The sequence below is a fragment of the uncultured Croceicoccus sp. genome (assembly GCF_947496385.1).
GTDB lineage: Bacteria > Pseudomonadota > Alphaproteobacteria > Sphingomonadales > Sphingomonadaceae > Croceicoccus.
On the sequence record NZ_CANMCP010000001.1, the window covers coordinates 81856 to 95049 of the forward strand.

The 13194-nt window shown below is 65.0% G+C and carries 13 protein-coding genes; 7 read left to right on the forward strand and 6 right to left on the reverse strand.

The window, feature by feature from the left end:
• Window positions 1–134: 134 nt before the first annotated feature.
• Entirely contained in the window at window positions 135–995 is an 861-nt protein-coding gene (gene panC, locus Q0897_RS00450; RefSeq protein ID WP_299306913.1) for a pantoate--beta-alanine ligase, read from the reverse strand.
• A 30-nt stretch (window positions 996–1025) separates the two neighbouring features.
• On the opposite strand from panC, the gene Q0897_RS00455 reads away from it, so the two are divergent.
• The 3 genes from Q0897_RS00455 (at window position 1026) to pgmG (ending at window position 3753) form a co-directional block, all read left to right on the forward strand.
• Window positions 1026–1937 carry a division plane positioning ATPase MipZ gene (locus Q0897_RS00455; RefSeq protein WP_299306915.1) on the forward strand — a complete coding sequence of 304 codons (912 nt, stop codon included), beginning with the start codon at window positions 1026–1028 and terminating at the stop codon, window positions 1935–1937.
• The gene (locus tag Q0897_RS00460; protein ID WP_299306917.1) at window positions 1934–2221 is read left to right on the forward strand and encodes a DnaJ domain-containing protein; all 288 of its coding nucleotides are present in this window, start codon (window positions 1934–1936) and stop codon (window positions 2219–2221) included. The genes Q0897_RS00455 and Q0897_RS00460 overlap by 4 nt, the downstream gene beginning before the upstream one ends.
• Before the next feature lie 119 nt (window positions 2222–2340).
• Window positions 2341–3753, forward strand: a complete 1413-nt coding sequence (gene pgmG / locus Q0897_RS00465; protein WP_299306919.1) for a phosphoglucomutase/phosphomannomutase PgmG — start codon at window positions 2341–2343, stop codon at window positions 3751–3753.
• A 110-nt stretch (window positions 3754–3863) separates the two neighbouring features.
• Here pgmG and Q0897_RS00470 read toward each other — a convergent pair whose 3' ends face one another.
• Window positions 3864–4172 (reverse strand): hypothetical protein, encoded by a 309-nt coding sequence (locus Q0897_RS00470; protein WP_299307594.1) that lies wholly within the window; start codon window positions 4170–4172, stop codon window positions 3864–3866.
• Here Q0897_RS00470 and Q0897_RS00475 point away from each other — a divergent pair.
• The gene (locus Q0897_RS00475) at window positions 4074–6515 is read left to right on the forward strand and encodes a ligase-associated DNA damage response DEXH box helicase (protein ID WP_299306920.1); all 2442 of its coding nucleotides are present in this window, start codon (window positions 4074–4076) and stop codon (window positions 6513–6515) included. The two genes, Q0897_RS00470 and Q0897_RS00475, sit on opposite strands and share 99 nt — an antisense overlap.
• Before the next feature lie 55 nt (window positions 6516–6570).
• On the opposite strand, the gene Q0897_RS00480 is transcribed toward Q0897_RS00475, so the two are convergent.
• The 4 genes from Q0897_RS00480 to Q0897_RS00495 form a co-directional block, all read right to left on the reverse strand.
• Window positions 6571–7023: a biopolymer transporter ExbD gene (locus tag Q0897_RS00480; RefSeq protein WP_299306922.1), complete on the reverse strand. Its 453-nt coding sequence runs from the start codon at window positions 7021–7023 to the stop codon at window positions 6571–6573.
• A 12-nt stretch (window positions 7024–7035) separates the two neighbouring features.
• The gene (locus Q0897_RS00485; protein ID WP_299306923.1) at window positions 7036–7524 is read right to left on the reverse strand and encodes a biopolymer transporter ExbD; all 489 of its coding nucleotides are present in this window, start codon (window positions 7522–7524) and stop codon (window positions 7036–7038) included.
• Window positions 7525–7701: 177 nt separating this feature from the next.
• Window positions 7702–8517 carry a MotA/TolQ/ExbB proton channel family protein gene (locus Q0897_RS00490; protein WP_299306925.1) on the reverse strand — a complete coding sequence of 272 codons (816 nt, stop codon included), beginning with the start codon at window positions 8515–8517 and terminating at the stop codon, window positions 7702–7704.
• 76 nt (window positions 8518–8593) lie between these two features.
• Window positions 8594–9286, reverse strand: coding sequence for an energy transducer TonB (locus Q0897_RS00495; RefSeq protein WP_299306927.1), 693 nt, complete (start codon window positions 9284–9286; stop codon window positions 8594–8596).
• 430 nt (window positions 9287–9716) lie between these two features.
• On the opposite strand from Q0897_RS00495, the gene Q0897_RS00500 reads away from it, so the two are divergent.
• From Q0897_RS00500 to glpX, 3 genes are all read left to right on the forward strand, one after another.
• On the forward strand, window positions 9717–10553 hold the full coding sequence (locus Q0897_RS00500; protein WP_299306929.1) for a hypothetical protein: 837 nt from the start codon (window positions 9717–9719) through the stop codon (window positions 10551–10553).
• Window positions 10554–10690: 137 nt separating this feature from the next.
• Window positions 10691–12007, forward strand: a complete 1317-nt coding sequence (locus tag Q0897_RS00505) for a homoserine dehydrogenase (protein ID WP_299306931.1) — start codon at window positions 10691–10693, stop codon at window positions 12005–12007.
• A 109-nt stretch (window positions 12008–12116) separates the two neighbouring features.
• Window positions 12117–13094, forward strand: a complete 978-nt coding sequence (gene glpX / locus Q0897_RS00510; protein ID WP_299306932.1) for a class II fructose-bisphosphatase — start codon at window positions 12117–12119, stop codon at window positions 13092–13094.
• The last annotated feature ends 100 nt before the right edge of the window (window positions 13095–13194 follow it).

Sequence of the window (13194 nt, forward strand, 5' to 3'; positions counted from 1 at the left end):
CGTCTCCGTTCCTGCCTTCCAAAGGCCCGTTATTTTATTACACGGGTGCGCAGCGATCGTTCCCGCATTTGCCCGGTCCATAGCAATCTGGCCGCGCGGCGAAAGCACCAATCGGGCGCGGCGCAGGCCCGGACCTATTGCACCGGCATATTGTCGATCAGCCGCGTGCCGCCAATCCGCGCCGCGACGAACAGGCGGATATGCGGGCCGGGCGCCCGGGCGAGCGCGAGCGTATCGGCGTGGCGCATTTCGGCATAGTCGATGGTGTCGAAGCCCGCCCCGCGCAACGTGGACCGCAATGTTGCGAGCGCCGCATCCGCCGGCGTGCCTTGCGCCATGTCCGCAATGGCGGCGCGCATGGCGGCGGGCAGGGCGGCCGCATCGCTGCGTTGCGCCGGCGAGAGATAGCGATTGCGCGAGCTGAGCGCGAGGCCGTCTGCCTCCCGCACGATGGCAACGCCGTGAATGGCATCGACATGCGGATGGGACAGGTCGAGATCGCGCGCCATGCGGCGAATGACGGCGAGCTGTTGCCAGTCCTTCTCCCCGAACAGGGCGAGATCGGGCCGGACCTGGTTGAACAGCTTCAGCACCACGGTCGCCACCCCGTCGAAATGGCCGGGCCGGTCTGCACCGCAAAGCCCGGCGCTCACCCCGTCGACCGACACGTTCGTCGCATATCCATCGGGGTAGATTTCACCGGCATCGGGCGCCCACAACACATCGACGCCCGCATCGCGAAGCATGGCGGCATCGCGTTGCAGCGTGCGGGGGTAGGCGTCGAGATCCTCGTTCGCGCCGAATTGACGCGGGTTCACGAAAATGGACACGGCGGTCAGGTCGGCGCGCCGTTGCGCCTCCTTTACCAACGTCAAATGCCCTTCGTGCAGCGCGCCCATCGTGGGCACGAGCGCAAGTCTGCACCCTGCACCGGCGTTTTCGCGCAACTCCGCGATGGCGCGGCGTAGTGGATTGAGCGCGTGGATGGTTTGCACGGGTCGAAAGCCTTCCGTAAGGAACGATATATGCGGTCGCAGGACCGTTTCATGCGATACCTACGCCCCGCCTGCCGCACCGGCAAGCAGGGTGGGAAGAACGAACCACAACAGCAATCGAGCGAGAGCGACCCAGTGAACCAGCCGCATCGTATTGTCTTCGCGAACGAGAAGGGCGGAACCGGAAAATCCACCACCGCCGTCCATATCGCGGTGGCGCTCGCCTATCAGGGGGCAAAGGTTGCCGCCATCGACCTCGACCCGCGGCAGCGCACCTTCTATCGCTATTTCGAGAACCGCGTCGGCACCGAACAAAGGCGCGACATCGCGCTTCCCGGTGCGGCGGTCGCGGTGTTCGACGGTCCCTCGATCGAGGAGCTCGACGCGTTGAGCGAGGAGATCGGGGAGGGCTGCGATTTCCTCATCTTCGACACGCCGGGCAAGGACGACCCCTATGCCCGCCACGTCGCGACCAAGGCGGATACGCTGGTGACGCCGCTCAACGACAGCTTCGTCGATTTCGACCTCATCGGGCAGGTGGATTCCGAAACCTTCAAGGTCAAACGCCTGTCCTTTTATGCAGAATTGATCTGGGACGCGCGGAAGAAGCGGGGGTTGAGCACGCTTCACCACGGGGCGAAGGAAATGGACTGGGTCGTGGTGCGCAACCGCACCCAGCATATCGAGGCGCGCAACATGCGCCGCATCAACGAGGCGCTCGCCGAATTGTCGAAGCGCGTGGGCTTTCGCACGACGCCGGGCCTTTCGGAACGCGTGATCTATCGCGAATTGTTTCCGAGCGGGCTGACCCTGCTCGACAAGGGGCATCTCGGCGATCTCGCGACGAGCCATCTCGTCGCGCGGCAGGAATTGCGCGGGCTGCTCAAGGGGCTCAACCTGCCGGAGGTGGGCGCCCGCGCCGATGCGGCGATGGCGGGATGATGAAATTCGTCGTCATAGCCATTGCCCTCGCCGTCATCTGCCGGATGCTGTTCCGCGCATGGCCGTGGGAATTGTGGCGCAGGAGCGAACGCTCGCAGCAACGGGCACAGGCGCGCAGCTTGCTCGGCGTGTCGCGTTCGGCCACGCGGGAGGAAATCGTCGCGGCGCATCGGCGTTTGATGTACGATGCGCATCCCGATCGCGGCGGCAGCGCGGGCAAGGTTCACGAAATTGACGCGGCCCGCGATTTATTGTTGGAACATAAAGGCGGCGAAGCGCGCTGACCGGCATAACAACGCCGCGCAGCGTTTCGTATCGCAGGGGCGCAGAGGTTGCTTGCCATTCGGGCAGTTTTCGAAACCGTGAAATCCCGACCGGATTTCGCTCCTGTTGAAAGGTTATTATGGCTCATACATTCGATTCCACCGTCCTTCGCGAATATGACATTCGCGGCATCATCGGCGAAACGCTCGGTCCCGACGATGCACGCGCGATCGGACGGGGCTTTGCCACACTGCTGCGCCAGACGGGGGGGCGCAAGGTCGCGGTCGGTTATGACGGTCGGGTCAGTTCCCCGACGCTGGAGCATGCGTTGTGCGAGGGATTGACGGCGAGCGGCTGCGACGTGGTGCGCGTCGGCATGGGGCCGACGCCGATGCTGTATTATGCCGAGGCGTCATCCGAAGATGTTGATGGCGGCATTCAGATAACTGGCAGCCACAATCCCGCCAATTACAATGGCTTCAAGATGGTATTTCAGGGCCGGCCGTTTTTCGGGTCCGATATCGTCAAGCTCGGCGAGCTGGCTCTCAATGGAGACTGGATCGACGGATCCGGCACGACCGAGACCCGGGACATCATGGACGAGTATATCGAACGCCTCCTCGAACCCATCCGGCAACTCCCCGCCGTCTGCCAGGATCGGCTGGCCTCCCTTCGGGTCGCGTGGGACGCCGGGAACGGCGCGGCGGGTCCCGCGCTCGAACTGCTCACGGCCAAGCTCCCCGGGGAGCACTTCCTTTTGTTTACCGACGTTGATGGCAATTTCCCCAATCATCATCCAGATCCTACCGAGGAGAAGAACCTTGCCGATCTGAAGGCGATTGTCGCCGACAAGAACCTCGATTTCGGACTTGCTTTCGACGGTGACGGCGACAGGATCGGCGCGATCGACGGCGAGGGGCGGGTCATCTGGGGTGACCAGCTGCTCATGATCTATGCCGAGGATCTCCTGAAGCTCGTCCCCAACTCCACCATTATAGCCGATGTGAAGGCCAGCCGGGCGCTCTTCGACCTGGTTTCGGAAAAAGGTGGCACGCCGGTCATGTGGAAGACGGGCCATTCGCTGATTAAGTCCAAAATGAAGGAAACTGGCGCGCCGCTCGCCGGAGAGATGAGCGGGCACGTGTTTTTCAAGCATGAATATTACGGCTTCGACGATGCGCTCTACGCAGGGATTCGCCTGCTCACGGCGAGCGCGCGTCTCGACCGGTCCGTCACGGCCATGCGCGGCGCGATGCCGGACATGATCAACACGCCCGAAATGCGCTTCCAGGTCGACGAGAGCCGCAAGTTCGCCGTCATCGACGAGGTGAAGGCCCGGCTCGCCGACAGCCCCGACGACGTGGACGACACCGATGGTGTGCGCGTCACCAATGACGATGGCTGGTGGCTGTTGCGGGCGTCCAATACGCAGGACGTCCTCGTCGCGCGTGCGGAGAGCGAGAGCGAGGCGGGGCTGGAACGGCTGATGGCGCAGATCGACGGGCAGCTTGCGCAGAGCGGTCTCGAACGCGGTGAACAGGCCGGCCACTGATAAGGGCGATTCGCGGCACGCTATACGTATCGTGTCGCGAATTTCCGCTTACGTCATATAAAATATGAGCGGCGCCTCACGCTAAGACATTGATTTACCGGGCTTTGCCGTTAGTTGCGCAAATTACAAAGCCTCTTGTTTATTTTGCGGTTGCGAAGATGGGTGCTGCGGTGCACAAAGAATGAGCCTTTTAGGCATCCTCTCCCAAACTTCACGGCCCGGCCGGTTTCGAACCGCCGGGCCTTTTTTTCGTCCCATTCCATCAGGCTGCGATCAGATTCGCCGAACCCATCGAGCGGGTTCGTGCGTTGGGAGAATGCATGGCGGTTCCCGAACAGATTGCGCGCTGGTTCGACAGCCGAGGATGGCGCATCCGCCGGCATCAGCATGACATGCTCGAGGTTGACGATGCCGGCCATCACGCATTGCTGACCGCCGACACGGGCGCGGGCAAGACGCTGGCCGGGTTCCTGCCCACCCTGGCGGCATTCAGCACGGACCGCCTCGACGGGCGCGCCCCGCCGGAGGGGCTGCATACGCTCTATATCTCGCCGCTCAAGGCGCTGGCGACCGATGTGGGCCGCAATCTCGTCGCGCCGATCGAGGAGATGGGGCTGCCGATCGCGGTCGAAACGCGCAGCGGCGACACGCCGTCGAACCGAAAGCAGCGTCAGCGGCGCAAACCGCCGCACGTGTTGCTGACCACGCCGGAATCGCTGTCGCTGCTGATATCCTACCCCGATGCGGCCGCGCTTTTCGCAGGCGTGAAGCGGGTCATCATCGACGAAATTCATGCCTTCGCCACCGGCAAGCGGGGCGATCTTCTGGCGCTCGCCTTGTCGCGGCTGGAGGCGCTGGCCCCGGACATGCGGCGGATCGGCCTGTCCGCGACGGTCGCCTCGCCCAATGCGTATCGCGAATGGCTTACGCCGTGGGGCGATATCGACGCGGTTCGCCATGTCATCGGCGAACCCGGCGCACCGCCCGACGTGGAGATCATGCTCCCGGTGGAGGAGCGCGTGCCATGGGGCGGGCATGCCGCGACCTGGGCGATACCGCAGATCTACGAGGAGATACGCCGCAATCGCACGACGCTGATCTTCACCAATACGCGCTTTCTGGCCGAATATATCTTCCAGAAATTGTGGAGCGTGAACGAGGATACGCTGTCCATCGGGGTGCATCACGGCTCGCTCTCGGTGGAGGCGCGGCGCAAGGTCGAAGGGGCGATGGCGCGCGGCGAGTTGCGCGCGCTGGTTGCGACGGCGAGCCTCGATCTCGGCGTGGACTGGGGCGACATCGATTGCGTGTTGCAGATGGGCGCGCCCAAGGGCTCGTCACGCCTGTTGCAGCGGATCGGCCGGGCCAATCACCGCCTCGATCAGCGCAGCCGCGCCATCCTCGTGCCCGGCAACCGTTTCGAGTTCCTCGAGGCGCAGGCCGCGCTGGACGCGGTGGACGAGGGGCAGCGCGACGGCGAGGATTTCCGTCCGGGCGGGCTCGACGTGCTCGCGCAGCATGTCATGGCCTGCGCATGTGCCGGCCCGTTTCAGGAAGACGCGCTGCTGCGCGAGATACGGTCCTCGCTCGCCTATGCCTGGGTCGACGATGCGGTGTGGCAGCGTGTTCTGTCGTTCGTAGGGAACGGCGGCTATGCGCTGCGGGCCTATGACCGCTTTCAACGCATCACGCGGGAGAAGGACGGCTGGTGGCGGCTGACCCATCCGGACCAGGCGGCGCGCCATCGGCTGAATGCCGGGATCATTCTCGATGGCGAAATGATGACGGTGCGTTTTCGCAACGGCCGCGCGCTCGGCAAGGTGGAGGAACGCTTTGCCGCGACGCTTTCGCCCAAGGATACGTTTCAGTTTGCGGGCATGGATCTGGAGGTCGAGGCGGTCAAGGAATCGGAGGTGATCGTCCGCGCCGCGAAGAAATCGGCCATGATCCCGAGCTATGGCGGGGCGCGCATGCCGCTCACCACCCATCTCGCCGACCGGGTACGGGCGATGTTGATCGACCGGCCGGGCTGGGCCCGCTTTCCCGACGATGTGCGCGAATGGCTGGAGGTACAGGACTGGCGCTCGCACCTGCCCGGCCCCGGCGAGTTGCTGGTCGAAAGTTTTCCCCACGGGGGCCGCGAATATAGCGTGTTCTATACGTTCGAAGGCTGGAACGCGAACCAGTCGCTCGGCATGCTGATCACCCGGCGGATGGAGGATCGCGGCCTGTCACCGCTGGGCTTCGTTGCGAATGATTATTCGCTGGCGGTGTGGGGGCTGAAACCCGTTCGCGAACCGGCTGCGCTTCTTTCGCCCGATATCCTCGCGCATGAATTCGTTGAATGGGTGCAGAATTCGCATCTCCTGCGCCGCGCGTTTCGCGAGGTGGCCGTGATTTCCGGGCTCGTGGAACGGCAACAGCCCGGCAAGCGCAAGACCGGGCGGCAGGTCACCTTCTCCACCGATCTGATCTACGACGTGCTGCGAAAATACGAACCGGAACATGTGCTGATCGAGGCGGCATGGGCCGATGCCCGCACGCGCATGACCGATGTGGGCCGCGTCGGCGACCTGCTCGACCGCGCGGCCGGGCAGCTTGTGCATGTGGAGCTCGACCGCGTCAGTCCGATGGCAGTGCCGGTGATGGTGGGCATCGGGCGGGAACGGACGCCGACCGGTTCGGCGGATGACGACCTTCTGGTGGAGGCGGAATCGCTTGCGTCCGCTGCGATGACGCCGGGGGAACGGCGGGAACGCTGACAAAAAAAGGGCGGACCGAATGGCCCGCCCTTTGCATCCGTTGGTATCTGGCGCATCACACGCCGGGCTGGACACCGCCCTTGCCGAAATCGCGATATTGTTCGTTGCCGACAAAACCGAATTTCGTGGCGCCCGATGCCTTGATGATTTCAAGCACATTGGCGGACAGTTCGTAGCGCGCGAATTCCTCGGGCTGGAACTGCAGCTCGGGCTCCACCGGCAGGGCCAGCGATTCATTGAGCAGCGAGACCAGCTGATTGTCCGAAACCTGTTCGCCGTTCCATAGAATCTCGTCGTTCTGGGTCAGGACAACCTTGTTCTTCACCGGGTTGACCGGCGGGTTGGAGGGATTGTCGCTCGGCGCGGGGAGGTCGATATTGACCGCATGCGTCGCGACCGGAATGGTGATGATGAACATGATGAGGAGAACGAGCATGACGTCGATCAACGGCGTCGTGTTCATTTCCATCATCGGCGAACCATCGTCGGAACCACCTGACATTGCCATGGTATCGTCTCCTTAGGGTTCGACTGGGTTCGAAATGAACCCGACAGTGGGATAGCCTGCGGCCTGGATCTGATAGATCGCGCCGGCCACGCATTTCCACGGTGCGTCGACGTCACCGCGAATGTGGACCTGCGGGATCTTGTCCGGGTCGTTGGCAATCGCTTCGGGCCCGCCTTCGCGTTCGATGATTGCGTCGAGACGATTGAACGCCTGCTCCTGCAACTCATCCGAGCTGACCGGCACGATATTGTTGAAATACACGCGGCACTGGCCGTCGCGCGATGCACCGGTATAGCCGGGTTCACCCGGGCTGCGGCCGGCCGAATCCGTGGAGGTCACCGACAGGAGAAGGTTTTCCACCTTGTCCTGCGATTCCTCGGACACCAGCACCGGTATCTCCAGATTTTCGATCGTCTGGATCGCGACGGGAACCGCGATCAGGAAGATGATCAAGAGCACCAGCATCACGTCGACGAGAGGCGTGGTGTTGATGTCGGACATCGGGGCGCCTTCGCCGCCGGATCCCGCAGAAATCGCCATTATCTCATCCTATCTCGTACTTGTTCGCTCCCTGTTCGGGAACATGCCGCCTGTCGTGTCCCGCATGGCGAGGGCGACAGGAGAATTGGCCCCGAGGGGCAGACCGGCGGCACCGATCACGATGCCGCCGGGTAACGCTTACTTCTTGACCGTGGTGGTGGTCGTGGTCGTGCCGGTCGCGGGCGCGGTGGCCGGCTTCTTCGTCGTGGCACCGGCCGAAGTGGTCGCGGTCTTGGTCGAAGCGGTCGCAACCGCGGGCTTCACATTGCCGCCCGAGGTGATGTTGGCGAGCACGTCGGTCGAGAAGCCGTTCAGCTGCTCGGCGATGCGCTTGTTGCGCGACTGCAAGTAGTTGTAGGCGAGCACGGCCGGAACGGCGACGAGCAGACCCAGCGCGGTCATGATCAGAGCTTCACCAACGGGACCGGCGACCTTGTCGATCGAGGCCGAACCAGCGATGCCGATGTTGATCAGCGCGCGGTAGATGCCGACCACGGTGCCGAACAGACCGATGAACGGTGCGGTCGCGCCGACGGTGGCGAGGAAGGGCAGGCCGCCGGCGAGGCGGGCGTTGACCATCGCTTCCGAACGGGCGAGCGAGCCGTGCAGCCAGTCGTGCGCTTCGAGGCTGTCGGTCATCTTGGTGTGCTGTTCCTGAGCGGCGATGCCGTCATCGACGAGCTGACGATAGGCGGTGTTCTTGCCGAGCTTGCCAGCGCCTTCGCGCAGCGAGGGCGCGCGCCAGAAGGACGTGCGCACTTCGCGGCCCTGCTTCAGGATCTTGTTCTGTTCGAACCATTTCGTGAACAGGATGTAGAACGAACCGAAGGACATCACGCCGAGAATGGCGACGGTGGCGTAGGCGATGAAACCGCCCTGCTCGAGCGCTTCGGCAAAACCGAACTTGTTCTGCGGAGCGGCTTCGCCGGCCGCGGCAAGGATTTCGATGAGCATTGGGTTAATTCCTTATGATCGAATATTTGATGAGTCGGATATGGCCGGGCGGATGTCGGTCCATCCGCCCCACCGATCAATTGAGACGATAGGTAATGGCGGTGTTCACCGTCGAAGAAATCGGGTTTCCGGCATCGTTCAGTGCGGGATCGTAGCGTGCATAACGCTCCATGCCTTCGCATGCCGCCTCGTCGAGGCTGGACGAACCGCTCGACCGGGTGACGGAGCAGGCGGTCACGCGCCCGTTGGTTCCCACGGTGACGCGAACGCCAACGGTGCCTTCTTCTTCGTTACGGATCGCACGGCTCGGATAGTTTTCCTGAATCCGGGCGGCCCAGCGGCCCTGTCCGTCGGGGCTCGCACCGCGTGCCTTCGAGGGGGCGGGCGGCGGAGCCGGCGGTGCCGGTGCCGGTGCCGGTGCGCGAACGGGCGCCGGCGGCGGGATGCGCAGCACGGGCGGAGCCGGCGGCGGCGGTGTGCGGACGGTGTCGATCTGCGGCGCGGGCCGTTCGATCCGGACCGCCGGCGGCGGCGCGACGGGCGGCGGCGGCGCAACCGGCTGCGGCTGCGGTTCCTCCGGCGGCGGCGGCGGCGGCGGCGGTGGCGGCGGATCCTCGATATTGACCGCGGTCACCGTTTCCTTGAGTTTCTCGACCGCCTCGAACGCCAGGCCGGTGACCAGGGCGTAGATTGCCACAATGTGCAGCAAGGCGACAATCACGATCGCGGCAATCTTGTTGCCGCTCATCTGTTGGTCAGCGTAAGCCATTCAGATGCATCACTCCATTACTTCCCCGGGCAGAACGCGGATGCGAACGGCCGTGTAAAAAGAACGAACCAGTCTTGTCGACCGGATCGTACGCCCCATGTATACCCCTGCCGGCTGTACCGGGCGAGGGCTGCCGGCCAGCGAGACTTCGAAGCCTCGAAAACCGTTGAACCCGCGCAAAACGCAAACCGGTCTCAAGCCGGCTGATGTTCGAAGCTTTAACGGCGAAGCGTCAGCCACGCAATTGCTTTGTCGATTAACCCTTAATTCAGCACGTCTGTTGTTCTTTGCCTGAACAGTTTATGACATGGAGGCCTGCCCCGGTTCGATGCTCTCGCGCCACCTATGGGCGGAGCATCCGCAAACCTGGTGTAGCTTTATGCAAATATCCTTCGGTCGCGGTCTGGCCCTCTCCTTTTTGATAGGGACGATGCCGCTGGCGGCTCTCTCCGTCCCGGCCACCGCGCAACCTTCCACGGCGCAGCCTGCCGCAACGCAGGCGAACGCCGCCGTCGAATCGCAGCTTCCCTATGCCGACCTCGTCGATCTGGCGGCCGGGGCGCCGCTGACCGTGCTGGGCACTGTGCGGCGCGCCAGCACGCTCGATGCCGACCGCACCGGGCCGGTGCGCGCAGGCTGGGCGCGGGTGTATGTGGAGGTCGAAACGAATCGCCTCATCGCGGGCACGACCCCGGTGGGGCAAAAGCTCAAGTTCCTCGCGGACGTGCGCCGGGATGGGCGCGGCAAGGTGCCCAAGCTCAAAAATCGCGACGTCGTGCTGTTCGCGCGCCCCGTACCCGGACGTCCCGGCGAGTTGCAGCTTGTCGCGCCGGATGCGATGCTGCCGGTCGAGGCGGTCGGCACGGCCCGGCTGCGCGAATTGTCGGCGCAGCTGCTCGACCCCGCGGCGCCGCCTGTCGTGACGGGCGTGCGCGATGCGTGGCACACGCCCGGTAATCTCGCCGGGGAGGGCGAGACGCAGATCTTCCTCGACACGCCGGGCGAGGAAGCGGCCTCCATCACCATCGTCCGCCGCCCGGGGCAGGCGCCGCGATGGGGCCTGTCGATCGGGGAACTGGTCAATTCCGACAGCCGCCCGCCCGAACGCGGCACGCTGGCATGGTACCGGCTCGCCTGCGCGCTTCCGGCGAACCTGCCGCAATCGGCGCTGTCCTCCGGCGATCCGGCGCAACGGGAGGCCGCTGTGGCCGATTATGCGCTCGTCATCGAACAGCTGGGCGAATGCGGGCGCACCCGGGTATTCTGAAATTGCGATCGGGGCGCGTTCCTTCGCGCTCCCGATGATGTCCGCGACCACCGTCGCGCAACACTATTGCGGTTCCCCTCTGGCCAACGGGCGTTTGCTCGCCTAACCCGCACCGGCCAAATGGAGGACACTATTCAATGACCGAGCCGCTGCGCATCGCCCTTGCCGGCCTTGGCACCGTGGGTGCCGGGGTCATTCGCCTGATCGAGACCAATGCCGATCTGCTGACCCGCCGGGCCGGGCGCGAAATCCGCATTACCGCCGTGAGCGCGCGCGACCGCGGCAAGGATCGCGGCGTGGACCTGTCGCCCTATGCCTGGGAAGACGACATGACCGCGATGGCCGCGCGCGACGATGTCGATGTCGTGGTCGAGCTGGTCGGCGGGTCCGACGGGCCGGCGCTGACGCTTGCGCGGCGCGCGGTGGCGCAGGGCAAGAGCTTCGTCACCGCGAACAAGGCCATGGTCGCGCATCACGGCCTCGCGCTCGCCCGCGAGGCGGAGGCCGCAGGTGTCGCCATGAAGTTCGAGGCCGCGGTCGCCGGCGGCATTCCGGTGATCAAGGGCCTGCGCGAAGGGGCCGCGGCCAACGCGATCGAGCGGGTTTACGGGATTCTCAACGGGACGTGCAATTACATCCTGTCGACGATGGAGGATACCGGCGCCGATTTCGCCGACGTTCTCGCCGAGGCGCAGGCCATGGGCTACGCCGAGGCGGACCCCAGCTTTGACATCGACGGGATCGATGCCGGGCACAAGCTGTCGATCATGGCCAGCATCGCCTTTGGAACCGAGCTCGATTTCGCGAATGTCGGGGCCGACGGCATCCGCCGCATCCTGTCCGCCGACATCGCGCAGGCCGATGCGCTGGGCTACGTGATTCGCCTGCTCGGCATGGCGAATGTCGAACCGGCCACCGATGCCGCGGACGGCGACACGGTCCGCCTGTTTCAGCGCGTGCACCCTTTTCTCGTGCCCAAGGATCACCCGCTCGCCCATGTCGACGGCGCGACCAATGCCGTCGTCGCGGAGGGCAATTTTTCGGGCCGCCTGCTGTTTCAGGGGGCAGGCGCCGGCGACGGGCCGACGGCCAGCGCTGTCGTTGCCGACATCATCGACATCGCGCGGGGCGAAATCGGCGCGCCGTTCTCCATCCCCGTGTCCGAGCTCAACCCCACTGCGCCGGCACAGACCGGCCACCGCACCGGCAAGGCCTATCTGCGGTTTCAGGTGGTCGACAAGCCGGGCGTCCTGGCCGAGCTCGCCGCCGCGATGCGCGATGCGGGCGTCTCGATCGAAAGCCTCATCCAAAAGGGCGCGGGCGACGGCCCCGTGCTCGTCGCGATGGTCACGCACGAGGGCGAGGAAGCCTGCGTCGACAAGGCGGTCGAGCTGCTCTCCGGCTCGCCCAGCCTCGTCGAGGCGCCGCTCGTCATGCATATTCTCAAGCAATAGGGTGCGTCGGGCTTTATCCCGGTCTGCATTCGTATCATAACGCGCGGGCCGGCGCCCATGCATAGGCGCCGAACGCCGCCATCCCGGCCATAGCGACAGGAAGACCAACGTGACCAAGCCCGCCCCCAGCAATGCCCTCGACCGCGTGCTCGTTCTGGAAATGGTCCGCGTGACGGAGGCGGCGGCGATGGCGGCCTCCCGGCTGGTCGGGCGCGGCGATGAAAAGGCCGCCGATGCCGCCGCCGTCGAAGCCATGCGCAAGGCGTTCGACGAGCTGTACATGGATGGCACCGTCGTCATCGGCGAGGGCGAGCGCGACGAGGCGCCCATGCTCTATATTGGGGAGAAGGTCGGCGGGGCACCGGGGACGGGGCCGAAGATCGACATCGCGCTCGACCCGCTCGAAGGGACGACGATCACCGCGAAGGCGGGGCCGAATTCGCTCGCCGTGCTGGCCGCGGCGGAAGAAGGGTGCCTGCTTAACGCGCCCGATGTCTACATGGACAAGATCGCGGTCGGCCCCGGCTATCCCGCGGACGTGATCGACCTCAACAAGAGCCCGACCGATAACGTGAAGGCGGTCGCCAAGGCGAAGGGCGTGGAACCGCACGAGATCATCGCCTGCGTGCTCGACCGGCCGCGCCATGAAAAGATCATCGCCGAATTGCGCGCGATAGGGTGCGGCATCGTGATGATCCCCGACGGCGACGTTGCCGGCGTGATCGCGACGACCGATCCCGACACCACGATCGACATCTACATGGGGTCGGGCGGCGCACCCGAAGGCGTGCTGGCCTGCGCGGCGCTGCGCTGCGTCGGGGGGCAGTTCAAGGGGCGGCTGCTGTTCCGAAACGACGACGAACGGGCGCGTGCGGCGAAATGGGGGATCGACGATCTCGACCGGATCTACGATCTCACCGATCTGGCGAAGGGCGACTGCATCTTTGCCGCGACCGGCGTGACCGACGGCTCGCTGCTTCAGGGGGTGAAGCGCCGCAAGGGCGGTCTGGTCACGACCGAGAGCGTCGTGATGCGCGCATCGTCGGGCACCGTGCGCTGGGTCCGGGGCGAACATCACAACGGGTGAGGCGGCGACGGGGCCGATGCCCTGCGCCTGTAACCGAATGGGACGAGAGGGGCCGCGCGGGATGACCGTGACGGCCCCTTTATCGTGCGGGGCGCGTGCC